Source organism: Roseibium sp. RKSG952, assembly GCF_009711355.1.
Genome location: NZ_SMMF01000960.1, coordinates 55,637 through 79,304, shown reverse-complemented (window position 1 = coordinate 79,304; position 23,668 = coordinate 55,637). Strand labels below are relative to the sequence as shown.

Below are 23,668 nucleotides of genomic sequence, written 5' to 3'. Positions count from 1 at the left end.
CCCGCTTCAGCACTTCCATCGTCTTGAGGCCCGCGACAGCCGCAACCGGGTTACCGGACAGCGTACCCAGCTGCATCAGCCACTTATCGGCCCCGACAGCGGCCTTGTCGAAATGCGCCATGATATCAGCGCGTCCGGCAATCGCGGCCAGCGGAAAGCCCCCGCCAATAATCTTGCCGAGTGTCGCCACATCCGGCGTCACGCCATACAGCTCCTGCGCGCCGCCATAGGCAAAGCGGAAACCTGTAACTACCTCGTCAAAGATCAGCACGATACCGTATTTGTCCGCCTCTTCCCGCAGCAGCTGCAGGAAACCGGGCTCGGGCGGGATGATCCGCTGCAGCGGTTCGACGATGATTCCGGCGACTTCGTCCCCATGTTCAGCCAGCAGCGAGCGGATGTAGTCCGGATCGTTGAACGGCGCGATCAGCACCTCGGCTTGAACGCTTTCGGGAATACCCGCGCTGTCCGGAACGGCCTGCGGGAAGTTTACCATCCGATCTGGTGCAAGGCTCATCTGCGCCTCGGCGCTCATCCCGTGATAACCGCCTTCGAATTTCACGATCTTGTCGCGACCGGTAAAGGCGCGGGCCAGACGGATCGCGTACATATCCGCCTCACCGCCGGATGAGACATAGCGGATCTGCTCGGCGCATGGGACAGCGGAGCAGATCTCTTCGGCCAGTTCGATGGCGCGGGCATTATTGGCAAAAAAGGTCATGCCCTTTGGCATCTGTTCGGCAACGGCCTCCAGAACCTCCGGGTGACCATGGCCCAGCAACATCGGACCCGATCCGATCAGAAGATCGACATATTCCTTGCCATCCTCGTCCCAGACCCGGCTGCCCTGCCCATCGCGAATAAAGATAGAAGGGTCAAAGTTCCCGAACCCGCCACCCGGCAGCACAGCTTTGGCGCGCTCGATCCAGTCAGTCTGTGAGATGATTTTGTCCATGTGATCCGTTCCTCTGGCGTTCGGCTGTGTTAATTTTGACCAAAGAGTCAAATTTCAGTCAAGGACCATATCCGGTTCAGGCAATGCATGCCGATCCGGCGCAACCCCAAGTCCAGCCCCCTCAGGCGGTGCAATACGTCCATCCTTTCGAACCGGCCCCATCGGGGCAAGGCGTGGCGCGACATAACCCGACAGGTCACACACATTCATCACCCGCGCCGGGTCGGTAGACGCTCCTAGATGCAACAGGGCAGCGGTGGTGATATCCGATCCCCACGTATCCTCGATGCACATCTTTGCACCCAGATGCTGGCACAGATCACGCGCACGGCGAGAGGCGGACAAGCCACCGAATTTCGACAGTTTCACCGCCACCGCATCCATGCACCCCTTGGCGTGGGCCTCAAGCAAGCTGGCGGTATCATGGGCGCTTTCATCCATCTTCATCGGCAACCCGGTCGCCGCGCGTACACGGGCGCAATCGTCTATCGTGGCGCAGGGTTGTTCCAGCATGACATCAAGATCAGCTACGGCCCGGCCCACCCGGGTTGCATCCAGAGAGGTGGCCCCGCAGTTCCAGTCGCCATAGACCAATGGGCCATCGCCGACCGCCTCGCGCACCAGCCGCAACCGCGCGACATCTGCCTGCCAGTCCCCATCAGCGCCCAGCTTGACCTGAAACTGCCGGATGCCTTGGTTCTGCGTTTCCTGCGCGATCCGGGCCATCTCGTCAGGTGCGACGCAGGTGATCGAATGATAAAGTGGCATCGTCTCTGCACGCCGCCCGCCCAGCAAGGCGTAAAGCGGCAGACCTGCCACCTGCCCGGTCAGATCCCACAATGCGATATCGATGGCAGATTTGGCATACACATGCCCCTGCAAATGCCGGTCCAGCTGCGCCATCAACGCCTCAGGCCCGACCGGATCGGCCCCCAAAAGGACAAGCGCCATCTCCTGCACTGCAGGCGCCACACCTCGCGCATAGGCAGGCAGATAGTGCGGGATTGGACAGACCTCTCCCCAACCCGTCCGCCCATCATCGGTATCCAATGCCAGAACTACGGTCTCGACCGTGTCACAGGTCTTGCCATCGGCCATGTAATAGGCCTCGTGGCTGGTCAGTGGCACATGCCACAGCGATATGCGCGTAATTTTGGTCATTGATATACCGCCACCGGATCGCCCAACGTCTCTTCATCAGGATGCACACCAAGGCCCGGAGCTTCTGGCAGGTGCAAATGGCCCTCGACATTGCGTGGACCACGCCCACCCGCGATATCGACCGTGATCATATCCTGACACGCCCAGACCGCACGGCAGTTGTCATCGGGAATGGTCGCCGACAGATGCAATGCTTCGGTATCCGCCAGAACCGTGCCGCCGGTAGCCATGACGAAGATATCGATCCCATGCGCAAGGGCGATGTCCCGCATTCGTGCCGCCTTGGTCAGCCCGCCAACCCGGTTGAGCTTGATCCCAAAGACTTCAGCCAAGCCATCGCGGGCAATCCGTGTAGCATCCTGCAGAGTCACCAGGCTTTCATCCACGGAAACGGGCGATCCATGGCGGCCCGAGATTGCGGCGATATCATCAAGTGTCTCGCATGGCTGTTCGAACATCACGTTCAGGTCTTCACAAGCGGTCATGACCCGCAAAGCCTGTTGCCGGGTCCAGCCCCGGTTCACATCATAAAGGACGATCTCGCCGGGTTTCCGGATGCTTTCGACATCCCGGACCCGTGCGATATCGCGCTCGACATCGCCGCCGATCTTCACGGAATGCGCGATGTATCCGCGACTGCGGTACCGCTCCATCACGTCGCGGGTTTCGTCCACCGTCTTGGCCCCGACTGACGAAGCTATCGGGCGCGGCGTGCGGGAGCCACCGCCCATCAGATCGGCAATCGGCAAACCTGCCGCCTGCCCGGCAATGTCCCAGCATGCCATGTCGATGGGGCTTTTGGCATACAGATGCCCAGGCAAGGCGATATCCATCGCCCGCTCCACATCCAGCACCCGGCGTGGATCAAGGCCCATGACAAACGGCGCCATCGTCTCGATCCCGGCGCGAATGCCGGGGCCATGTGCGGGCACATAGGTATGCCCCCACGGCGTACCCTCACCCCAGCCTGTCAGCCCCGCATCGGTTTCGATCTTGACCAGAGTCGCGTCCAGAACCTCGAACTTCAACCGTCCGCCGGACAGCCAATAGGGATGCTCTAGCGGCAAATCGACGTGATAGACTGAGATGCGGGTGATCTTCATTTCAGCTCCACTTCGACAAAAGACATGGGCTCAGCTCCGGCATTGATGACGTTGTGCTCGACACCTTCATCCCGGCGATAGGCCGTTCCGGCCGGAACGGTGACCTCCTTTGCGGTGCCATCGGGTTGTTCCAGACGCATATGACAATCGGTCACGGCGGTGATGACATAGTCCATCGCATGGCGATGCCAGCCGGTTTCCGCCCCGGGGGCAAAATCGAACCGCGTTACCCGCACGCGGTCATCGTCGATCATCACGGTTGCGATGGCCTGCTCTGTCATGCGCTGAACTCCTCTACCGGATCACCCAAGCTGTCGAAATCCGGAGCCACGCCAAGGCCGGGCGTCTCGGGTGCATACAGCTTCCCGTCACGCGCCGTTGCCCCGCCAATACCGGTCGACCGGGTGTTGTAATTCATCAGGTCCGTGGTGTTGTGCAGGTATTCCTGTGGCGTTGTTGCCGCGAAATGCGCCAGCGCCGCTGTTGTGATCTCACCACCCCAGGTGTCTTCGGCGACCACGGGGATGCGGTTCTCGATCAGATAGTCGCGCACCCGTTTTGCCTTGCTCAGGCCACCAAGGTTCGAGATTTTCAGACATACCAGCTCCGCCGCATGATCCGCCACGATGCGCTGTGCCATGTGCATGCCGGTCACGCATTCGTCCAGCTTCATCGGCAGATCGATGCGGGCACGGACCTGCATGCACTCCTCATAAGTGCGGCAGGGTTGTTCAAAGATGTAGTCCAGATCCCGCGTCGCCCGCGCCACCCGCAGCGCATTGTCCACCCGCCAGCCCTGATTGGCGTCGGCCATGGCCTTCTCACCAGATTTCAAAAGGGGAACGGTCGAACGAATGCGGTCAATATCCGCAGCCCAATCGCCGCCGACCTTGATCTGAAACTGCCGGTAGCCCTGTTCGCGGTACCGGTCCATCTCAGCAATGGTCTCCTCGGTCCCCTTTTGCGGTGCGACCCTGTACATCGGCGCACCGTCCGTCAGCTTGCCGCCCCAAACCGCATATAAAGGGGCGCTCAGCGACTGCGCCAGAACATCCCAGCAGGCCGCATCAAACGGGGACTTGGCATAGCCATGCCCCTGCACCAGATGATCCATGACCTGTTCGATCCGGGCCACGTTGCGTGGGTCTTCTCCCAACAGATGCGGCGCGACCAGCCGGACCAGTGCCGGCACTCCTTCGGAATGGGCCACCATGTAATTCTCGCCGCAGGGCGTGAACTCACCGCAACCCTGCAATCCCGCATCCGTATCGATGACAACGACTGACGCCGTGGCCGTCTCAATCGCATTCCCCGCACCCCAGACATAAGCACCGCCCACATAGGGCAGACCGGTCTGGAAAATACGGATACGGGTGATCTTCATCAGGCAACGTCGCGTTCTGTCAGAACCGGAGGGGATTCCAGATTGTTGCGCCACAACACATAGGCCATGACCGGATGATCCCCGGTCCGCATGGCGTGCGGTTGATTGCTAGCATGGAATGAGTGATCGCCGGGCCGCAACGTTTCCGGCTCGTCACCTTCACGCATGAACTCGGCCTCACCCGCCAGAACCAGATACATCTCTTCGGCAGGATGATGATGCCAAGGGTAATAGAGGTTGGGCGGCATATAGACCACATAGCTGCTCATCTGCGCGCTCAGCCACGGGCCGCCCTCGCCGATCAGCGTGTAGCAGGCAAACCGATCCATGAAATCCTGGCCGATATCCGTGCCCTTATAGGTCTCGCGCCATTGCGCCACCGGGCTGGCCGCAACAAAAGCATCGCGGAACTCTGACAAAGCATCCGAATAAAGACCGGTTTCACGGCTCAGAATATCCGCAGCCGGGATGTGGAAGGGCTCTACAGACTGTTCACGCAGGTCGTCCGGAAAAGGACAGAACCGGCTCAGACAGGCCTGACTGCCATGCGCGATACGCGCCTGTTCCAGTAGATTTTCAAATGCAGGTCGGGTCACGGGATCACCACAATGTTGCCGGTATGAGACTTGTCGATAAAGGCCTGCTGGGCCTCTCTCAGTTCAGCTAACGGGTATGTGGCGGCCAAAGCTGGCCTGATTTGTCCATTCTCTATGTATTTCACGACATCGAAAAAGTTCTCGGGCGTGTTCACCGTCGAGCCGGTAAAGGTCAGATCGCGCAGGTAGAATGTCCGCAGATCGAACTCGACCAGCGGCCCCGCAATGGCACCGGAACAGGTGTACCGCCCGCTGCGTTCCAGCATGTCGATCAGCTTTGGCCACATGGACCCGCCAACCACATCCGCAACAACGGTGATTTTCTCACCCTTCAGTTCTGCCCTCAGGTTCTCAGGGCTGCGTGGCAAAATCCGATCCGGACCCAGCTTGGCCACGTCCCCGTGTTTGGCCTCGCTCGCCATGGCGATCACCCGCGCGCCGCGCAGCTTGGACAGCTGGATCAACGCACCGCCGACACCGCCCGAAGCGCCAGGGATCAGCACAGTATCCCCCTGACCCACACCGGCCCGATCCAGCATGCCTTCGGCGGTGACATAGGAACAGCTGAACGTCGCAAGCTCGGCATCGCTCAGATCGGTCTCGATCGCAGCGACACCACGCACATCCGCCTTGGTGTACTCTGCAAACCCACCGTCGCATTCCGATCCGAAGTATCCCGCTTTGTCTCGGTTCATCGGCTCGTTCCAGTCCCGCAGCCAGCCTGCCACGATGACACGCTTGCCGATCAGGCTTTCATCAGCGCCTTCGCCAACCGCAACAACCGTACCAACCGCATCGGCGCCCTGAATGCGCGGGAAAGTCAGTGGCGCACCGCCCCAGGTACTGTCTTCATCGTCCACTTCAGAATAGGCACCACCGGTCGTGGCCTCGTCCACCGCTTTCGAGTACCAGCCGGTGCGCGTGTTCACGTCCGTATTGTTCAGCCCACAGGCACCGACCTTTATCAGCACTTCCATCGGACCCGGCTGGGGTGTCGGCCAGTCCTCGTGCCACTCATACTTGTCCAGATCGCCATGGCCGGTCAGAACCATGGCCTTCATCGTTGCCGGAACATTCATTCTGCGGCCTCCATGGCAATATCGGTTCGCGGCAAGACGCTTTGCGGGTCATATGCAGGCTCACCCAGAATGCGCCCTTTACGCGCATTTCCGGCGATCACGACCTCAATCTCGGTACCCGGCACATTGGCGTGCGGTCTGATATAGGCAAAGGCAAGGATCTTCCCGACCGTGTGCCCGTAGGCAACCGAAGCGGTTGATCCGACAACCGTGCCGTCCAGCAGAACCGCCTCTCCTCCATGCCCGTCTTCGATGCCATCGGGTTCGATTTCCAGATAAGCGCACACCCACGGCAGATCGGTATTCAGGGTCTTATCCTTGCCAAGATATTCCTTGTCCGTTCGGGCAAAGCGCAAGACATCCGCCTCGGCAAGCGTCACCTCATTGGTCAACTCACCAGCACCCTTAAAGCCCTTCTCCATCCGCAGCGCATTCATCGCGAAGGAGCCATAATCGGTGATACCGTGAGGCGCACCGGCCTCCCAAAGCGCATCATAAACCGCCAGCGTGCTGTCGCGCGGAATGTGCAGCTCCCATCCCAGCTCACCGGCATAGGACATACGGAACGCCCAGAGCCTGTGCCCAGCCACTTCGATCTCTTGCGCGGTCAGCCATTTGAATCCGGCATTACTGAGGTTGGCATCCGTACAGGCCGCCAGAACCTCGCGCGCCTTGGGGCCGTTCAGGCTCAGCGCGGCCCAATCATTCGAGCGCAGTATGACTTCGACATCTTCACCAGCACGCTGATGATTCAGATGATCCAGCAGACGCTGTTCAAAGAAGGCAGCGCAAACAAGATAATACCGCCCTTCATCCAGCTTCACGACCGTGGTTTCCAGCTCGATCCGCCCCCGGCGGTTCAGCATATGGGTCAGGGCGATGCCTCCAACCTTTTGCGGCAGACGGTTGGCCACCAGACGATCCAGAAGTGCTTCGGCATCCGGGCCAGAGACCTCGACCTTGGTGAAGGCCGAGATATCCATGATGCCCACCGCCTCGCGCACGGCCTTGCATTCGGCACCCACCATGTCGTGAACCACGTTCCGGCGGAATGAATAGTGATCGCGCTGTTCGACACCATCTTTGGCAAACCAGCGCGGGCGTTCATGGCCATAGACCTCTTCGTAGACCGCGCCCTTTTCCTTCAACCGTTCGTAGAGAGGAGACGGTTTGATCGGGCGCCCCTCCAGACGATTGAAATGCGGGAAGGGAATCTCGTGGCGCAGCTTGTAATCCTCATGCGCCTTGGTGACCTGCCAGTCCTTGGTGGCGTAAGATCCAAATCGGCGCGGATCATACTCGCGCATCGAGATATCCGCTGCACCATGCACCATCCAGCGCGCCAGTTCGCGGGTCAGTCCCGGCCCCCAGCCGATACCGATTTGCGTCCCGCAACAGCACCAATAGTTCCGAACCCCAGGCGCGGGGCCAATCAGCGGGTTGCCATCCGGCGGGTGCGAAATCGCGCCGTGCACCTCGCGCTGAATGCCCAGCTCGGCAAAGATCGGCATCCGGTTCAGGCTTTCCTCAAGCCACGGCATGATCCGGTCGTAATCGGCATCAAACAGCCAGTTCTCGTAGTCCCAAGGGCAATGATCGTGCCAGACAGAGTTCGAGTTCTCTTTCTCGTAGATCCCGATCAGCCCGCGCTTTTGCTCCATCCGGATGTAGCCGGAAACTTTCTTGTCATCGCGGATGACTGGCAATTCCTTGTCCAGCGCTTCGAACTCAGGCACCGGCTCGGTCACGAAATAGTGGTGCGTCATCGAGGTCATGGGCAGTTGCAGCCCCGACCACTCGCCCATCTGGCGAGCATAGGTGCCGCCCGCATTCACCACATGCTCACAGCGGATCGTGCCTTTCTCGGTCTCGACAACCCACTCGCCGTTTTCGGCCTGCGTGATGTTCGTCGCCCGGCAATGACGGATGATCCTCGCCCCCAGTTGACGCGCCCCGGCGGCCATCGCCATGGTCACATTGGTCGGGTCCACGTGGCCGTCATCCGGCGTGCACAGCGCGCCCAGCACGCCTTCGAGATTGTAGAACGGGTGCAGTTCGGCCACCTTTTCCGGCCCCACCAGCTCGATGTTGAAGCCCAGCGACCGGCCCACTGACAGCGTGTGGCGCAGCCAGTCCATCTCGTCCTCGGTATAAGCCAGCCGGAAGGAGCCGCAGCCGTGCCATGTCACTGCCTGACCGGTCTCGGCCTCCAATGCGCCGGAATATAGGCCAATGTTGTAATCCACACATTTGCCCAGCCCAAAGGAACTGGTCGAATGCGTGATCTGACCGGCCGCATGCCATGTGCTGCCGCTGGTCAGCTCGGCCTTTTCCAGCAGGACCACATCGGTCCACCCTTCATGCGCCAAATGATAGGCCAGACCGACCCCCATGACACCTCCGCCCACGATCACCACGCGGGCCTGTGACGGCAGTTCCTTCCCGGACATGATTTTTCCTCTTCCCGAGTCGCGTTTCTGCTCGACAGGCTAATTCCACAAATGTACCATCGTCAATCATGAATGACACAAATGTATCATCGACCGTTCTGGACCGCCTGACCGAGGAATGGGACGCCCTGACGCCCGAGGCTCAGAAAGCCGCGCGCTACGTACTGGAAAACCCAACGGATGTTGGGGTTTCGACGGTGCGCGAGATTGCCGAGGCCGCCAACGTCAAACCCAACACTTTCGTGCGCATGGCCCGGCAGGTCGGGTTCGATGGGTACGAGGATTTCCGCGCACCCTTCCGCGAAGCGATTCGGCAAGGCGCGGTGTCGTTTCCGGACCGCGCCCGCTGGCTGCAGGGCATCGGCAAGTCGGGGGAATTGGGTGGGCTTTATGCCGATATGGTCGGAGCCGCGATCCGCAACATCGAAGAGACATTCGCGGGTATCGACGCCGCACGTCTGAAGTCCGCTGCCGAAGATATCTGGAACTCGCGCCAAATCTTCACGCTGGGCGTCGGGGTCAACAACTCGAACGCCCGCAACTTCACCTATCTCGCCTCGACCGGGATGAAGCAGTTTCACGCTATCCCCCGCCCCGGTTCGACACCCGTCGATGATCTGGCTTGGGCCGGAGATCAGGATGTACTCATTGCGATGACCTGCAAACCCTACCGGACCGAGGTGATCGAGGCCGTCAAACTGGCCCGCGAACAGGGCCTGACCGTCGTTGGTATTTCCGATAGTCCGGCCAGCCCGGTGATCCTGAACGCGCAACACGGCTTTGTTGTGGCCGCTGACACACCGCAATTCTTTCCGTCATCCGTTTCAACCATCGCGCTGCTGGAAACGCTGCTGTCCTTTGTGATCGCAGTCTCCAGCGATGAGATCGTCGAACGGGTGGAACGGTTTCACCAACGCAGACACCAACTTGGCCTCTACGCGGAGGAGCCCGAATGAACGCACCCCTGACCCACTCACTGGACGCGCGATATTATACCGACCCTGCGATATTCGAGCAGGAGATGCAGGGCCTTCTGGCCCGAACGTGGCAGTTTGCAGGCCATGTCGCGCAGGTCCGGGAAACAGGGGATTACTTCGCTTTTGAAATCGCCGGTCAAAACCTATTCTGCATTCGCGGCCGCGACGGGGAAATCCGGACCTTTTATAACGTCTGCCAGCACCGCGCGCATGAGATGGTGACAGGTGCCGGCAACACCCGCGTTGTCGTCTGCCCCTATCACGCCTGGACCTACGAGTTGTCCGGCCAGCTTCGCGCCGGTCCGAATATCAAATCCGTTCCCGGTTTCGACCGTAGCGCCATCTGCCTGACCTCTGTCCGCACCGAAATCTTCAACGGCTTCATCTTCGTCAACCTCGACGACAACGCCGCACCAATGGATGAATGGTACCCCGGGGTGCGCGAGGAAATCCGCGCCTTCGTCCCACATATCGACGATCTGGAACCACTGGAATGGGTCGAGATTCCTGAGAATTGCAACTGGAAGGTCAGTGTCGAGAATTACTCGGAATGCTATCACTGCCCGACCAACCACCCGACCTTTGCCGAAGGCGTGGTCAAGCCCGAAACCTACGATATCCAACCCGATGCAGGCGGCGGCTACGTCCTGCGCCATACGACGGAATGCCAAAGCCTCGACAAGATGACCTATCCCATCGACCTGTCGGTGCCGCACGCGGGCGATTATCAGTCATGGTTTCTGTGGCCGATGTTCTCGTTCCAATGCTATCCGGGCAACGTGCTGAACACCTATCACTGGCGCGCTGTCGATGCCGATCACTGCACCGTCTGGCGCGGCTGGTACACCGAGGGCGGCTCGGAAAGCGCTGTGATCCGTCAACTGGCGGTTCAAGATCGGGAAACCACGGTCGAAGAAGATATCCATCTTGTGGAAAGCGTCCACCGCGGCCTGAAATCCCGCGGCTACCGCCCAGGCCCGCTGGTATTGGACCCCGGGTGTGGCGTGATGTCGGAACATTCGATCGCCCGCTTGCAACAATGGATGCGCGAGGGTGTGGATGGCTGAGCTAAGGGGAAACTGCATGTGTGGGGCTGTGACGTGGTCCTCAAGCGGGCCGGTCACTCGCCGCCTGTCCTGCCATTGCGGTGATTGCCAAAAGGCAACCTCCTCGCCCTTCACCACCTTCGTCGGTCTTCCGCCTGAAGCCATCGAATGGGTGGGGGACATAAATCACTTTGAAAGCTCGCCCGGCACCTACCGTGGTTTCTGTCCCAAATGCGGCTCGCGGCTCTATTTCCGATCCGACAAATGGCCCGGCGAAATCCATATCCACGCTGCAACGCTGGATGATACGTCCAGCTACACCCCCGACGCCCATGTGGTCATGGGCAGCGCGGTCTCGTGGCTGGAACTGGCGGATGACATCCCCAAACATCAATCCTTTCAGGCCGATCCCACCGAAACAGACAAGGAGTAACCCCCATGCTCATGCCCGGCGAATGGCGCCCGGAACACAAGCTGTTTCCGTATCAGGTGGGCTTTACCTCGCCACCCTTCGACTTTGATGCCGCTCCGTCAGATTTTCTGCGCATGTGCCCCGAAACGGTCGGCGTGCATGGATGGATGCTGCATGTGCCCGACTATGTGCACGGGCTGGATCAGCGCAAACAGAACTTTGGCATGCTCGAACATTTCGTCCACTGCATGTCCCGTAATGGGGTCGATGTCTGCGGTCAGGTCGGCTCGAACTGGGTGCACGCCTGCGGGCTGGGGGTCGAGGGCGTGCGGCAGCATTGCGAGGACCTGTCTGACAAGCACGGCATCCGCTTTCACATGGCAGGCTATGCCATGGTCGAGGCCCTGCGTGAGATGAACATCGAAAAGGTGGCGCTGAACGCGGCCTATCACTGGCCCGAATGGTGGCAGGGTACAGTCGGGTTTCTGAAAGAGGCCGGATTTGATGTGCTTTGGGCCGGCAACTTTCACGATCAGGGCTGGTTCGACAGTCAGGAAGAGGTCAATTCCTGGCGCTGGGTGTTTGACAGCGATCTTGCGCTAAAGAGCTTTGAATACGTCGCCGACAAAGCACCGCAGGCCGATGCGATTCTGATTAACGGAATGTGTAACTTCCGCACGGGTCCGGGGGGTCTGCCGCAACGGCCGCTGCATCTGGCGGATCAGTTGGAGACCGCTTTGGGCAAACCAGTGATTGGCCACGACATTGCACTTTACTGGCGCATCTTCAAATCCCTCGGGCTGGCGCCGGACACGCCGCGCGGACAGTTGCTCCGGCGTCTGTAAGCCCGAAACAGAGTTGTACAAACCGAACCATTGCCAATCAGGAACAGGTAAAAAATGCACAAAATCCTCGCCCTCTGGGCCGTTCCCCGTTCAACCTCGACCGCGTTCGAATGGATGATGCGCCAGCGCGGCGATCTTGAATGTTTGCACGAACCCTTTGGCGAGGCATGGTATCAGGGCGAGGAACCCCTATGGCATCGCTTTCAGCCGGGCGAGAAAACCACACCGGGCCTAACCCTCGAAAGTGTTTGGGAAGACATTCAGGAAATGGCCAAGGCTGGACCAGTTTTTATCAAGGATTTTCCCCATTATATCAACCACATGTGGGATGCGGAGTTCCTGTCCAAGTTTGACCACGCCTTTCTGATCCGCGATCCGGCCAAAACGATTTCTTCGATGTACAAGCAATGGCCGGACTTTGCCGAAGGGGAGGTTGGCTTTCCCGAACAGCGCGCGCTATTCGATCTTTTGACGGCCCTCAACGGCGCGCCACCCCCTGTGATCGACAGCGATGATCTGTTGGAAGATCCGCATCGCATGACAGAGAAATTCTGCGAATCCACGGGCATTCCATTCATCGAAGACGCCCTGACCTGGGAGGCCGGAGGCGATCCGTCAGCCCATAGCTGGTGGGATGGCGGGTCATTCCATGGCAATCTCGCTAAGTCCACAGGCCTGACACCCCAGCCACGCAAACACATCTCGATCGACGAAGCGCCGGAGCGGGTAAAGCAGGTCCACCGTCGGATGAAGCCACATTACGACCACCTCTACAAACACCGATTGACGGCGTGATGCGTCAACCAGAAACTATTGGCGAAGTAGTCGAAACAGGCCTTTGCATCGGCTGCGGATTGTGCGAGGCGATTGCACCGGACAGATGGACCATGAGGATGACACCTGAAGGGCGGCTGCGTCCTGCATCCATTGCCTCTGACCCGATGGCCGACGCAGAAATTCTTGCCGCATGTCCGGGCGCTACTGTCGAAGCAGACACTTCGACGGCGCCGTTCCAGGATAAGGTTTGGGGTGGCTACACTTCTATGACGCGTGCTTGGGCCAAGGACCCCGACACACGGTTTCGGGCTGCAACTGGCGGCGTGCTGACTGCGCTAGGGATGTGGTTGCTGAACTCCGGTCGCGCTGCGTTCATTCTGCATTGCGCCGCTGATCCGGACGCCCCGATGCGCAGCCGCTGGGTCATCAGCGACCATGCGGAACAAGTCTACAGGCGCGCCGGATCCCGATATGGACCAAGCGATACTCTGGCCGGGCTGGAAAAGGCCCTTAGCCGCGGACAACGCTTTGCCATCATTGCAAAGCCCTGCGACGCCAACGCAATTCGGGCGCGCGCCAAAACCGACCCGCGGCTAGATGATCTGCTGATCGCAGTTCTTGTCATGGTGTGCGGGGGAGCGTCGGACCTTGGCAAAAGTCGCGCAGTTCTGGAAGAGTACGACCTCAAGGAAAAAGATGTGACTTTGTTCCGGTATCGCGGGTTCGGCAACCCCGGACCAACGCGGATCGAAACTCGCGACGGACGTGCTTTTGAAAAAACCTATCTGGATATGTGGGCCGATGAGTCTGGTTGGCGCATCCAGACACGATGTAAACTTTGCCCGGACGCGATCGGAGAAGCATCCGATCTGGCCGCAGCAGATATCTGGCCGGGTGGCGCACCATCGGGCGAGGATGCGGGGTTCAACGGAGTTATCTGTCGTACCGCAAAAGGTCAGGCCTTGATGGACGCAGCGATTGCCGACGGCGCATTGGCAAGTGACAAAGCACTTGGTCCGCGTGATTTTGACGACTTTCAACCTCATCAAGTGAACAAGAAACATGCGATAGCCGCCCGCCTGCGTGGACTAAGCAAGGCCGGCGCCCCGGTTTACCATCACGCAGGCCTCAGGATTGATGTGCTGGACGCCGCCGATGAGAGAGAAGAAGATGGCGCCGAACAGCGCGTTCGTTCAGGACGTTTCGCAGAAAACATGCCAGACCCAACGGAGACCAAACATGGCTGATATCTTTGATGAAGACCTTTTTCTGAAGGGCCTTGAACAACGTAAGGGAACATTGGGTGCCGAATACGTTGAGAATAATCTTGCTGCTGCTGACGAGTTTACCCGCCCCTTTCAGGAAGCCATGACAGCCTGGTGCTGGGGTTTTGGCTGGGGCGATGACGTGATCGACGCCAAGACCCGTTCGATGATGAACCTGTCGATGATCGGTGCGCTTGGGAAGATGCACGAATGGGAACTGCATTGCCGAGGTGCGATCAACAACGGCGTCTCAAAAGAAGAGATCAGAGCCATCATTCACGTTGTCGGCATTTATTGCGGCGTACCTCAGGCGCTGGAGTGCTTCCGGGCCGCTAGAAAGGTTCTGACAGAGGCCGGACAACTCTGAAACACGACTTTTGAACCTGTTGAAGCCCGTCCTATGGCGGGCTTTTTCTTTGTCAGGCAATTATATGTTACTAAATTTATCATCGCTGGACGATTGTGTTACATTTTACTTGCCGCGAATCGAAAGCTAACGTAATACCCGACCAAGCGGTCACTTAATGACGCCCTACGCAAGACCGGAGGTTCTGACGAATGGACGCTTTTATCTGCGATGCTCAACGTACGCCTATTGGGCGATATGGCGGCGCGCTAAGTCAGGTACGAACGGATGATCTGGCTGCAATTCCAATTGCCGCATTGAAAGAGCGTAACCCGCAGGTGGACTGGGCCAGCCTCGACGATGTGATCTATGGCGATGCCAACCAGGCGGGTGAGAGCAACCGGAACGTGGCGCGGATGGCTGCCCTTCTGGCTGGTTTGCCGGTGGACGTACCCGGAACTACGATCAACCGTCTTTGTGCATCAGGTATGGATGCAGTCGGCATGGCGGCCCGGGCTATCAAGGCAGGAGACTATGATCTTGCCATTGCAGGCGGCGTTGAAAGCATGTCACGCGCGCCCTTTGTGATGCCCAAGGCAACCAGTGCGTTCACCCGTGCTAACGCGGTCTACGACACAACCATCGGCTGGCGTTTCGTGAACAAGAAGATGCACGAGATGTACGGCACGGATTCGATGCCGCAAACAGCTGACAACGTGGCTGAAGACTATGGCATCAACCGCGCCGATCAGGATTCCTTTGCAGCGCGCAGCCAGGCCCGGTGGGCCGCAGCTCATGAAGCTGGTGTTTTCAAAGAAGAGATCACTCCGGTCACCATTCCTCAACGCAAGGGCGACCCGATTGTGGTGGATACGGACGAACATCCGCGCCCAGGAACGAGTGCTGAAAAACTGTCTGGTCTCAAAGGTGTAAATGGTCCCGACAAGACCGTCACTGCCGGTAATGCCTCAGGTGTGAATGATGGGGCTGCCGCAATTCTGCTGGCGAACGAGGCTGCGGCGGCGGACAATGGCCTGACCCCGATTGCCCGTGTGGTAGGCATGTCTGTGGCGGGCGTCGCGCCCCGCGTTATGGGAATTGGTCCGGTTCCGGCCAGCCGCAAGGTGCTGGCGCGCGCCGGACTCACCATCGACCAGATGGATGTGATAGAATTGAACGAGGCCTTCGCATCTCAGGGTCTGGCCACCCTGCGTGAACTTGGCGTTGCCGATGATGCACCCCATGTAAATCCTAACGGCGGCGCCATCGCCATTGGCCACCCTCTGGGTATGTCCGGCGCGCGGCTGGTCATGACAGCCGCCTATCAATTGCAACGGACCGGTGGTCGCTATGCGCTGTGCACCATGTGCGTGGGCGTAGGCCAGGGTGCCGCACTTATTCTTGAACGCGTGTAAGGGAGGAGACCTCACATGTATGCTCAGATGGTCAAAACAGCAGGAACAGGCGTCAAATCTCAGGACGAAATGTCCGATCAGGAACGCGCCTTTCAGGAAAAGATCGATGCTGACATCAAGATCGAACCCAAAGACTGGATGCCCGACGACTACCGCGCAACGCTGATCCGCCAGATCGGCCAGCACGCGCACTCGGAAATTGTGGGCCAATTGCCTGAAGGTAACTGGATCACGCGCGCTCCAACTCTGGAACGCAAGGCGATCCTGCTGGCAAAGGTACAGGACGAAGCCGGTCATGGGCTTTACCTTTACTGCGCAGCGGAAACTCTCGGCGTCAGCCGCGATGAGATTACCGAGATGCTGCTGGACGGACGCATGAAGTATTCGTCCATCTTCAACTATCCGACCCTGAACTGGGCCGATATCGGCGCGGTTGGCTGGCTGGTTGATGGTGCTGCGATCATGAACCAGGTGCCGTTGCAACGGACGTCTTATGGCCCATACTCCCGCGCGATGATCCGGATCTGCAAGGAAGAAAGCTTCCATCAGCGTCAGGGCTATGACGCGATCCGCAAGATGGCCGAGGGTACGCCGGAGCAGCGCAAGATGGCGCAGGATGCGCTGAACCGCTTCTGGTACCCGTCACTGATGATGTTCGGTCCATCCGACAAGGAATCCGTGCATTCTGCCCAGTCGATGGCCTGGAAAATCAAGATCAATACCAATGACGAGTTGCGCCAGAAATTCGTCGACCAGACCGTGCCACAAGCTGAATATCTTGGCCTTACCGTCCCTGATCCGAACCTGAAGTGGAACGAGGAACGCGGACATTACGACTTTTCCGAGCCTGATTGGTCCGAGTTCTTTGCCGTAATCAAGGGCAATGGCCCCTGCAATGTTGATCGTCTGGCAGCCCGCAACAAGGCCTGGGACGACGGCAAATGGGTTCGCGATGGCTTGCTGGCCCATGCCCGCAAGAAACGTGCCAACAAACTGGCAGCCGAATAACCCCACTTAAAAGGAGGACACCTGATGAAAAACGAATGGCCCCTTTGGGAAATCTTTATCCGCGGTCAGCACGGCATGAGCCACCGCCATGTCGGCTCACTACATGCACCAGACGCGGAAATGGCAATCAAGAACGCTCGTGACGTCTATACCCGTCGAAACGAGGGTGTTTCGATCTGGGTAGTGGAAGCCAACAACATCACGGCCAGCTCACCCAGCGACAAAGGCCCGTTGTATGAGCCGAGCGAAAGCAAGGTTTACCGGCACCCAACCTTCTTTGACATCCCCGATGAAGTGGGAGCCATGTGATGACTCGCGACGAGGCACTACAGCAATTCCTGCTGCGGATGGGGGATAATACACTGATCCTTGGCCACCGCGTCAGCGAGTGGTGTGGGCAGGCACCGGTTCTGGAAGAAGATATCGCATTGGCCAATACCGCACTGGATCTGATCGGACAGACTCAGATGTGGCTTGGTCTGGCTGCCGAAATTCAGGGCGAAGGCCGCAGTGCCGATGATCTGGCTTTTCTGCGGGACGCGTGGGACTTTCGCAACGTTCTGATGGTCGAGGTGCCTAACGGAGATTTTGGCCGCACAATGATGCGCCAATTCCTGTTTGATGCGTGGCATTCGATCATGCTGGGCCGGTTGATGACATCCTCGGATGAACGGGTTGCCGCGATAGCAGCCAAGGCCAGCAAAGAGGTGACTTATCATCTTGAGCGTTCCGGCGACACGGTCGTCGGGTTGGGTGATGGCACTGAAGAGAGCCAGGCCCGGATGCAGGAAGCACTGGATTATCTGTGGCCTTATGTCGGCGAGATGTTCGCCAGCGATGATGTGGATGCCGAAATGGTCGCTGCAGGTATTTCACCTGATCCGGCCGGTCTGCGCGACGAGTACGACGAACTTGTATCCCGCATCCTGACCGAGGCAACCCTGATCATCCCCGAAAGCCGCTTTGCCCACAAAGGCGGACGTGATGGGCGGATGCATACTGAACATTTGGGGCACCTGCTGACTCAGATGCAGTGGCTGCAACGCGCCTATCCCGGAGCCAGCTGGTAAATGATGATGGCACGCGCAACGACCGATCAGATATGGGGATGGCTGGATGCTGTTCCCGACCCCGAGATCCCTGTAATCTCGGTGGTGGATCTGGGCATCGTGCGTGACGTTCAGTGGGATGCGGACACGCTGAAAGTGACCGTAACGCCAACCTATTCCGGCTGTCCGGCAACCTCGGTTATCAGTATGGATATCGAAACGGCGCTGCGCGATCACGGGATCGACGACATCCGTGTGGAAACCAGTATCTCTCCAGCCTGGACCACAGATTGGTTGAGCGACAAGGGCCGCACAAAGCTCGAAGAGTATGGGATCGCCCCTCCGCAACCTGCGGGCGGACCAGAGCGCTGCCCGAATTGCGGCAGCAAGGCCGTCGAAAGGGTCAGCCAATTCGGCTCGACCCCGTGCAAGGCGCATTGGCGCTGCACCGATTGCCTGGAACCCTTTGACTATTTCAAGTGCATCTAGGGAGGACCTGATGGCGCGCTTTCACGATCTGGAAGTCACCGATATCCATAAAACCATCCGTGACGCGGTGGTGGTGACACTGAAACCCGCAAACGGTGCAGTGGATGAGTTCGATTTCACGCAAGGCCAATACCTGACCTTTCGCCGCGATTTCGATGGTGAAGAATTGCGCCGGTCCTATTCGATCTGCGCAGGCAAGGATGACGCGGCCCTGCAGGTCGGGATCAAACGCGTAGATGGCGGAGCATTCTCGACCTGGGCCAACACGGACCTGAGGGTTGGTGATGTTTTGCAGGCCATGCCCCCGATGGGCGGTTTCTTTACCGCGCTGGATGCGAATGCCGAAAAGCAATATCTGGGCTTTGCGGGCGGGTCTGGCATCACTCCGGTGCTGTCGATCCTGAAGACCACTTTAGCCCGCGAACCCTACTCTCGCTTTACGCTGGTCTATGCCAACAAGGGCGTGAATACGATCATGTTCCGGGAAGAGCTAGAGGACCTTAAAAACCTCTATATGGGCCGCCTGAACGTGATCCACATTCTGGAAACGGACGCGCAGGACATTGACCTGTTCACAGGTCTGGTGACGCAGGAGAAATGCGCGGAATTGTTCAAGCACTGGATCGATGTCAAAAACACGGACACCGCCTTTATCTGCGGCCCTGAGCCAATGATGCTGGGCATTGCATCAGCGCTGCGGGAACATGGTCTTGATGACAGTCAGATCAAGTTCGAACTGTTTGCCAGCGCCCAGCCGGGCCGGGTGAAGCGCAAGGCACATGCAGCAGATGTTGCCTCGCAGGCGAACCAGACCAAGGCATCAATCACGCTGGACGGCGGGACGCAAACAATCACCATGCCCAAGGATCAGTCCATTCTAGACGGTGCGCTCGAAAACGCGATGGATGCGCCTTACGCCTGCAAGGCCGGCGTATGCTCGACCTGCCGTTGCCGGGTGATCGAGGGTGAAGTCGAAATGGTCGCCAACCACGCGCTGGAAGATTACGAAGTTGAAAAGGGCTATGTGCTGAGCTGCCAGGCCTATCCGCTGACAGACATCGTTGTTGTCGACTACGATCAGTAAAGGGAGAAGAGCGATGGCCGAAGACATGACGATCGAAAGCTATCTGGAAGCTGGCGGCGTTCTGACCAACCCCACCAATGTTCCCCCGCGCTATCGGGCCGAACTCATGAAACTGATGGCAACTTTTGTCGACAGCGAGCTTGCAGGTGCCGCCGGGTTTGCCGACATCATAAATCAGGGACCCGGCATCAAGGAACGTATTGCCGCGGCAAAGATCGTTCTGGAAAAAAGCGACAGTGCTGATCGCGTCCTGAATATCATGGGTGAGTTTGGCGCAGACACTAAACGCTATGCGAACCACCATCCGTGGACTGAGCGTCTGGAACGTGAGGCCGATATAGGTGCGACACGATCCGAGCATGACATGCGCCTTGCGGTCTTCAACTACCCGATAGAAGGCTGGATCGACGCAGTCATGATGAATCTGCTGATGAGCCGGGCCGTGGCAATTCAACTGGCCGAGTTTTCGATGATTTCATATCAGCCACTGGCCGAAGCCTTTCGCGCCATTACGCCAATTGAGGCTCACCACGGCGAGCTGGCTTTTGAAGGGGCACAGAAGCTGTCCGAACAGGGCAACACCGAACAGATGCAGGCGGCGGTCAATTACTGGTGGCCTCGCGTCGCCGCCAGCTTTGGGTCAGGCAGTGCTGAGAAAAACGAACATCTGCGCAAAATGGGGTTGCGACGCGCGACCGGGGCAGAGCTGAAAACCCGCTGGGAAGCCGAGGCAGCCGGTCTGCTGGAAAAACTGGGACTGCGTGCGCCCTGAGCTGTCAGGTCCTTCGAGGACGACCGATCAGGCCATATTTTCGGGCCACCGATTTCCATGATCTGCGCTTTGGTTTCCCAAGCGCAAAGCCGGACGACTTGGCGGCCCCCGCCTGTCGGTTGAACTCATAGACGTCGATAATCCGTTCGGCACAGCCACAGGCCTCGCCCATGCCCACTTTGGCGAAATAGAATTTCTCGAAGCTCTCTGGTTTTTGCATGGCGATCCTCCGACGTCAGTGAAACAGACGATCGCTAAGAGGCCAAATCAATTCTATGCCAACTCTGATCTGCAGTTGGATACTAAAGCCCTTTGACGCCCGTCAATGTGAGATTGCTGACCTGTGCCGCATAATCCCGACGCGCCTCAGCGTCCGCACCTGAGTTCCACATATAGTACCAGTTCAGCATGCCAAAGACTGACATCGTTGCTGAACGCAACTTGGCCCTGTCATCACGGAAAACCTCAGGCGCTATATCGGCAATGATGCCGCTGAGGAAATTCACCATGTCTCGCTGATAGCCACGCAGCAGGTTCTGTTGCTCGGCTGGCAGCGCCGACATACCGCTGGTCTGAACCCTGTGTTCATCATCCACGCCCTGATAGGCCAGCAGAATTTCAGCAACGACCTTGTGCAGCTTGTCAGAAGCGCTCAACCCGTCGACCTCCAGGCCGCAGATCAGATCCCTCAGTTCGCGCAGGTACGTTTCGAGAATATCGAAAAGGATCGCGTCCTTGCTGTCATAGTAGTGATAGATGTTAGCCTTCGAGATACCGCATTCGCGCGCAAGCTGCGTCATGGATGCGCGGTCAAACCCTTCGCGCGCGAATACACGCGCCGCAGACTTGAGAATCTGCGTGCGCTTTTGTTCATGATCTTTTGCTATCGTACGGGCCAAGCTTCACTCCTTGTCTCGGTTATCGACAACGCGCTTGGCCTTGCCCTGACTACGCTCGACATCACCGGGCTCGCCTACAACAATCTCGGTGGAAACGCCAACAACGTCCTTGATCCGCTTGGTCAACATGCGTGCGGCCGCCGTTTTGCTCAATTCGTCAGTTGCATCAGGCAACGCCTCGACAAAGACGCGCATTGCGTCCATGCGACCTGATTTGAACAGCTCGATCTGATAGTGCGGGGCAACGCCACCTGTCGCCATGACCTGTTCCTCGATCTGGCTGGGGAAAACATTGACGCCACGCAGGATGATCATGTCGTCCGAACGCCCCGTGATCTTTTCCATCCGACGCATTGATCGTGCTGTTCCGGGCAACAACCGCGTCAGATCGCGGGTGCGATAGCGGATCATCGGCAGACCCTCTTTGGTCAACGTAGTAAAGACCAGTTCACCCATTTCCCCATCAGGCAGAACCTCACCGGTCTGCGGATCAATGATTTCCGGCAGGAAGTGATCTTCCCAGATCACCGGTCCATCCTTGGTCTCAACGCATTCATTGGCGACGCCAGGCCCCATGATCTCGGACAAGCCATAGATATCGACCGCATGCATATCAAACGCCTGTTCAACCTCTTTGCGCATCGCGTCGGTCCAGGGTTCGGCCCCAAAAACGCCGACGGCAAGAGAGCTTTCGCGCGGATCCATCCCGACCTTGTGATATTGCTCGAGGATGTTGAGCATGTAAGACGGTGTCACCATGATCCCGTCTGGCTTGAAATCAGTGATCAGGTTGACCTGTTTTTCGGTCTGACCACCACTCATAGGAACGACCGTAGCGCCAAGACGTTCGATCCCATAATGCGCACCCAGACCGCCGGTAAACAGACCGTAGCCGTAGGCGTTATGGACCACATCCCCTTTGCGCAATCCGCTGGCACGCAGAGAACGGGCAACCAGATCAGCCCAGTTGTCGATATCTGTCTTGGTGTATCCCACTACTGTGGGTTTTCCGGTTGTTCCGGATGAGGCGTGCAGACGGGTAATCTGCTCACGCGGGACAGCGAACAGGCCAAAGGGATAGTTGTCGCGCAGATCGTTCTTGTATGTGAACGGGAACTTCGACAAATCGCTCAGGCTCTGCAGATCGTCCGGGTGCACACCCGCCTCATCAAAGCGCTGCCGGTACATTGGCACATTGTCATAGGCGTGGCGCAGCGACCACTTCAGGCGATCCAGCTGCAGATTGCGGATTTCGTCAATCGAGGCGATTTCGATTGGATCCAGGTCCGCTTTGTTCGGGGTCAAGTCCTTCATGGCGTCCTCCTCGCCTCAATTCTCTTGGAACAGGGTGCCGTTGATTGCGCGGGAGAAACCCCGGAATTCCGCAATCTTCTGGCCATCCTGATTTGTTACTGTGACATCGTAGATACCGCTGCGCCCCGAGAGGTTTTGCTCGGCGGCGCGGGCAGTCAGGCGATCACCCAGCTGTCCGGGTGCGATAAAACTGATCATGTTGTGCTGGGCAACGCTCGATTGATTTCGGCTGTTGCAGGCAAAGGCAAATGCACTGTCTGCCAGCATGAAGGTCACGCCGCCATGACATATGCCATGGCCGTTGCAGTGGTGTTGTTGAACCGTGAGGGCAAGAATCGCTTCCCCCTCATCGACACCGATCAGATCCATCCCTGCCCATTTCGAGGCATTATCCTGATCCCACATGGCGGCCGCGGCCTGCTCTGCGCGTTGCTTTGGCGTCATATTATTTACCCTGAAACTGAGGTGCGCGCTTTTCCAGAAACGCCGATACGCCTTCGGCATAATCCGCGCTTTCGCCGCATGTCTTCATCGCGTCTGCTTCGACTTCCAGCTGATCGCTTAGTGTGTTGACCGCCGCCGCCTGGATTGACTGTTTGGTCATTCCCAACCCCAGTGTCGGCCCGTTGGCAAACTGTTCGGTAAGCGCGCGCGCCTCTTCCATCAATTGGTCATCCGGAATGGCTTTCCAGATCAGCCCCCACTCTTCGGCTTGTTTTGCCGGCAAGGGCTGAGCGGTCAGGGCCAGTCCCTTTGCACGCGCCTCACCCAACAGGCGCGGCAGATGCCAGCTGCCACCCGTATCCGGAATCAAGCCGACCTTGGAAAAGGATTGGATGAACTTGGCCGACTCGGCGGCCAACACGATGTCACATGCCAGCGCAACATTTGCCCCTGCCCCTGCGGCGACACCGTTCACGGCGCAGACGACCGGAAGATCAAGCGACCTGATAAGCCGCACAAGTGGTGCATAAAACGTACGCACAGTGTACCCGAGATCGGGTGGTCCATCCATTTTTGAAGGATCACGGTCCCCCAAATCCTGGCCCGCGCAGAAGCCGCGCCCTGCACCTGTCAGCAGGATCGCCCGGGCACCGTTATCACGGGCATCCTCAAGGGTTGCGCGCAACGCATAGTGCATTTCATCGGTGAAACTGTTCAGCCGGTCAGGCCGGTTCAGCGTTATTTCCACCCATTTTCCGTGGTTTTGCGCAAGAATCGTATCACTCATGACCCGCTCGC

At 58.4% G+C, this 23,668-nt stretch carries 27 protein-coding genes; 14 read left to right on the top strand and 13 right to left on the bottom strand.

Going from position 1 to position 23,668, the window contains the following annotated elements:
• The 8 genes from E1297_RS41615 to E1297_RS41580 form a co-directional block, all read right to left on the bottom strand.
• Positions 1 to 955, bottom strand: a 955-nt coding sequence (locus E1297_RS41615; RefSeq protein ID WP_155149171.1) for an aspartate aminotransferase family protein, incomplete at its 3' end; no start/stop codon positions are given.
• 54 nt (positions 956 to 1,009) lie between these two features.
• A complete protein-coding gene (locus E1297_RS41610) occupies positions 1,010 to 2,116 on the bottom strand; it encodes a mandelate racemase/muconate lactonizing enzyme family protein (RefSeq protein WP_155148809.1) in 1,107 nt (368 codons plus the stop codon).
• The gene (locus tag E1297_RS41605) at positions 2,113 to 3,219 is read right to left on the bottom strand and encodes a mandelate racemase/muconate lactonizing enzyme family protein (protein ID WP_155148807.1); all 1,107 of its coding nucleotides are present in this window, start codon (positions 3,217 to 3,219) and stop codon (positions 2,113 to 2,115) included. Before E1297_RS41605 ends, E1297_RS41610 begins: the two co-directional genes overlap by 4 nt.
• Positions 3,216 to 3,500 carry a cupin domain-containing protein gene (locus E1297_RS41600; protein ID WP_209016316.1) on the bottom strand — a complete coding sequence of 95 codons (285 nt, stop codon included), beginning with the start codon at positions 3,498 to 3,500 and terminating at the stop codon, positions 3,216 to 3,218. Before E1297_RS41600 ends, E1297_RS41605 begins: the two co-directional genes overlap by 4 nt.
• Positions 3,497 to 4,603, bottom strand: coding sequence for a mandelate racemase/muconate lactonizing enzyme family protein (locus E1297_RS41595; RefSeq protein ID WP_155148806.1), 1,107 nt, complete (start codon positions 4,601 to 4,603; stop codon positions 3,497 to 3,499). The genes E1297_RS41600 and E1297_RS41595 overlap by 4 nt, the downstream gene beginning before the upstream one ends.
• The gene (locus E1297_RS41590; protein ID WP_155148804.1) at positions 4,603 to 5,199 is read right to left on the bottom strand and encodes a dimethylsulfonioproprionate lyase family protein; all 597 of its coding nucleotides are present in this window, start codon (positions 5,197 to 5,199) and stop codon (positions 4,603 to 4,605) included. Before E1297_RS41590 ends, E1297_RS41595 begins: the two co-directional genes overlap by 1 nt.
• On the bottom strand, positions 5,196 to 6,278 hold the full coding sequence (locus E1297_RS41585; protein WP_209016315.1) for an alcohol dehydrogenase family protein: 1,083 nt from the start codon (positions 6,276 to 6,278) through the stop codon (positions 5,196 to 5,198). The genes E1297_RS41590 and E1297_RS41585 overlap by 4 nt, the downstream gene beginning before the upstream one ends.
• The gene (locus E1297_RS41580) at positions 6,275 to 8,728 is read right to left on the bottom strand and encodes an FAD-dependent oxidoreductase (RefSeq protein ID WP_155148801.1); all 2,454 of its coding nucleotides are present in this window, start codon (positions 8,726 to 8,728) and stop codon (positions 6,275 to 6,277) included. Before E1297_RS41580 ends, E1297_RS41585 begins: the two co-directional genes overlap by 4 nt.
• 68 nt (positions 8,729 to 8,796) lie before the next feature.
• Here E1297_RS41580 and E1297_RS41575 point away from each other — a divergent pair, with 68 nt between their 5' ends.
• The 14 genes from E1297_RS41575 to E1297_RS41510 all read left to right on the top strand — a co-directional run bounded on the left by E1297_RS41575 (position 8,797) and on the right by E1297_RS41510 (position 20,213).
• The gene (locus tag E1297_RS41575; protein ID WP_155148799.1) at positions 8,797 to 9,684 is read left to right on the top strand and encodes a MurR/RpiR family transcriptional regulator; all 888 of its coding nucleotides are present in this window, start codon (positions 8,797 to 8,799) and stop codon (positions 9,682 to 9,684) included.
• Complete coding sequence (locus E1297_RS41570) at positions 9,681 to 10,772, top strand: aromatic ring-hydroxylating dioxygenase subunit alpha (RefSeq protein ID WP_155148798.1); 1,092 nt, start codon at positions 9,681 to 9,683, stop codon at positions 10,770 to 10,772. Before E1297_RS41575 ends, E1297_RS41570 begins: the two co-directional genes overlap by 4 nt.
• Complete coding sequence (locus E1297_RS41565; protein ID WP_155148796.1) at positions 10,765 to 11,184, top strand: GFA family protein; 420 nt, start codon at positions 10,765 to 10,767, stop codon at positions 11,182 to 11,184. Before E1297_RS41570 ends, E1297_RS41565 begins: the two co-directional genes overlap by 8 nt.
• A gap of 5 nt (positions 11,185 to 11,189) precedes the next feature.
• Positions 11,190 to 12,008, top strand: a complete 819-nt coding sequence (locus E1297_RS41560) for a hypothetical protein (RefSeq protein WP_155148794.1) — start codon at positions 11,190 to 11,192, stop codon at positions 12,006 to 12,008.
• Between the two features lie 54 nt (positions 12,009 to 12,062).
• Positions 12,063 to 12,803 (top strand): sulfotransferase family protein, encoded by a 741-nt coding sequence (locus tag E1297_RS41555; RefSeq protein WP_155148792.1) that lies wholly within the window; start codon positions 12,063 to 12,065, stop codon positions 12,801 to 12,803.
• On the top strand, positions 12,803 to 14,032 hold the full coding sequence (locus E1297_RS41550) for a Coenzyme F420 hydrogenase/dehydrogenase, beta subunit C-terminal domain (RefSeq protein WP_155148790.1): 1,230 nt from the start codon (positions 12,803 to 12,805) through the stop codon (positions 14,030 to 14,032). The genes E1297_RS41555 and E1297_RS41550 overlap by 1 nt, the downstream gene beginning before the upstream one ends.
• Complete coding sequence (locus E1297_RS41545) at positions 14,025 to 14,417, top strand: carboxymuconolactone decarboxylase family protein (RefSeq protein ID WP_155148788.1); 393 nt, start codon at positions 14,025 to 14,027, stop codon at positions 14,415 to 14,417. The genes E1297_RS41550 and E1297_RS41545 overlap by 8 nt, the downstream gene beginning before the upstream one ends.
• Positions 14,418 to 14,608: 191 nt before the next feature.
• Positions 14,609 to 15,811 (top strand): 3-oxoadipyl-CoA thiolase, encoded by a 1,203-nt coding sequence (gene pcaF / locus E1297_RS41540; protein WP_155148786.1) that lies wholly within the window; start codon positions 14,609 to 14,611, stop codon positions 15,809 to 15,811.
• A gap of 15 nt (positions 15,812 to 15,826) precedes the next feature.
• On the top strand, positions 15,827 to 16,819 hold the full coding sequence (paaA, locus tag E1297_RS41535; protein ID WP_155148785.1) for a 1,2-phenylacetyl-CoA epoxidase subunit PaaA: 993 nt from the start codon (positions 15,827 to 15,829) through the stop codon (positions 16,817 to 16,819).
• A 24-nt stretch (positions 16,820 to 16,843) separates the two neighbouring features.
• Positions 16,844 to 17,128 carry a 1,2-phenylacetyl-CoA epoxidase subunit PaaB gene (paaB, locus tag E1297_RS41530; RefSeq protein WP_155148782.1) on the top strand — a complete coding sequence of 95 codons (285 nt, stop codon included), beginning with the start codon at positions 16,844 to 16,846 and terminating at the stop codon, positions 17,126 to 17,128.
• Positions 17,128 to 17,889 carry a 1,2-phenylacetyl-CoA epoxidase subunit PaaC gene (paaC, locus tag E1297_RS41525; protein WP_155148774.1) on the top strand — a complete coding sequence of 254 codons (762 nt, stop codon included), beginning with the start codon at positions 17,128 to 17,130 and terminating at the stop codon, positions 17,887 to 17,889. Before paaB ends, paaC begins: the two co-directional genes overlap by 1 nt.
• On the top strand, positions 17,890 to 18,357 hold the full coding sequence (paaD, locus tag E1297_RS41520) for a 1,2-phenylacetyl-CoA epoxidase subunit PaaD (RefSeq protein ID WP_209016314.1): 468 nt from the start codon (positions 17,890 to 17,892) through the stop codon (positions 18,355 to 18,357).
• 10 nt (positions 18,358 to 18,367) lie between these two features.
• Entirely contained in the window at positions 18,368 to 19,441 is a 1,074-nt protein-coding gene (locus E1297_RS41515; protein WP_155148772.1) for a 2Fe-2S iron-sulfur cluster-binding protein, read from the top strand.
• Positions 19,442 to 19,454: 13 nt separating this feature from the next.
• Positions 19,455 to 20,213 (top strand): Phenylacetic acid catabolic protein, encoded by a 759-nt coding sequence (locus E1297_RS41510; protein ID WP_155148770.1) that lies wholly within the window; start codon positions 19,455 to 19,457, stop codon positions 20,211 to 20,213.
• A 4-nt stretch (positions 20,214 to 20,217) separates the two neighbouring features.
• Here the strand turns inward: E1297_RS41510 and E1297_RS41505 are convergent, their stop codons facing one another.
• The 5 genes from E1297_RS41505 to paaG form a co-directional block, all read right to left on the bottom strand.
• Complete coding sequence (locus E1297_RS41505; RefSeq protein WP_155148768.1) at positions 20,218 to 20,433, bottom strand: hypothetical protein; 216 nt, start codon at positions 20,431 to 20,433, stop codon at positions 20,218 to 20,220.
• Positions 20,434 to 20,515: 82 nt separating this feature from the next.
• A complete protein-coding gene (locus tag E1297_RS41500; protein WP_155148766.1) occupies positions 20,516 to 21,112 on the bottom strand; it encodes a TetR/AcrR family transcriptional regulator in 597 nt (198 codons plus the stop codon).
• Positions 21,113 to 21,115: 3 nt separating this feature from the next.
• Complete coding sequence (paaK, locus tag E1297_RS41495; RefSeq protein WP_155148764.1) at positions 21,116 to 22,426, bottom strand: phenylacetate--CoA ligase PaaK; 1,311 nt, start codon at positions 22,424 to 22,426, stop codon at positions 21,116 to 21,118.
• 15 nt (positions 22,427 to 22,441) lie between these two features.
• Complete coding sequence (gene paaI, locus E1297_RS41490; protein WP_155148754.1) at positions 22,442 to 22,870, bottom strand: hydroxyphenylacetyl-CoA thioesterase PaaI; 429 nt, start codon at positions 22,868 to 22,870, stop codon at positions 22,442 to 22,444.
• A 1-nt stretch (position 22,871) separates the two neighbouring features.
• Entirely contained in the window at positions 22,872 to 23,657 is a 786-nt protein-coding gene (gene paaG / locus E1297_RS41485) for a 2-(1,2-epoxy-1,2-dihydrophenyl)acetyl-CoA isomerase PaaG (protein ID WP_155148752.1), read from the bottom strand.
• Positions 23,658 to 23,668 lie beyond the last annotated feature (11 nt).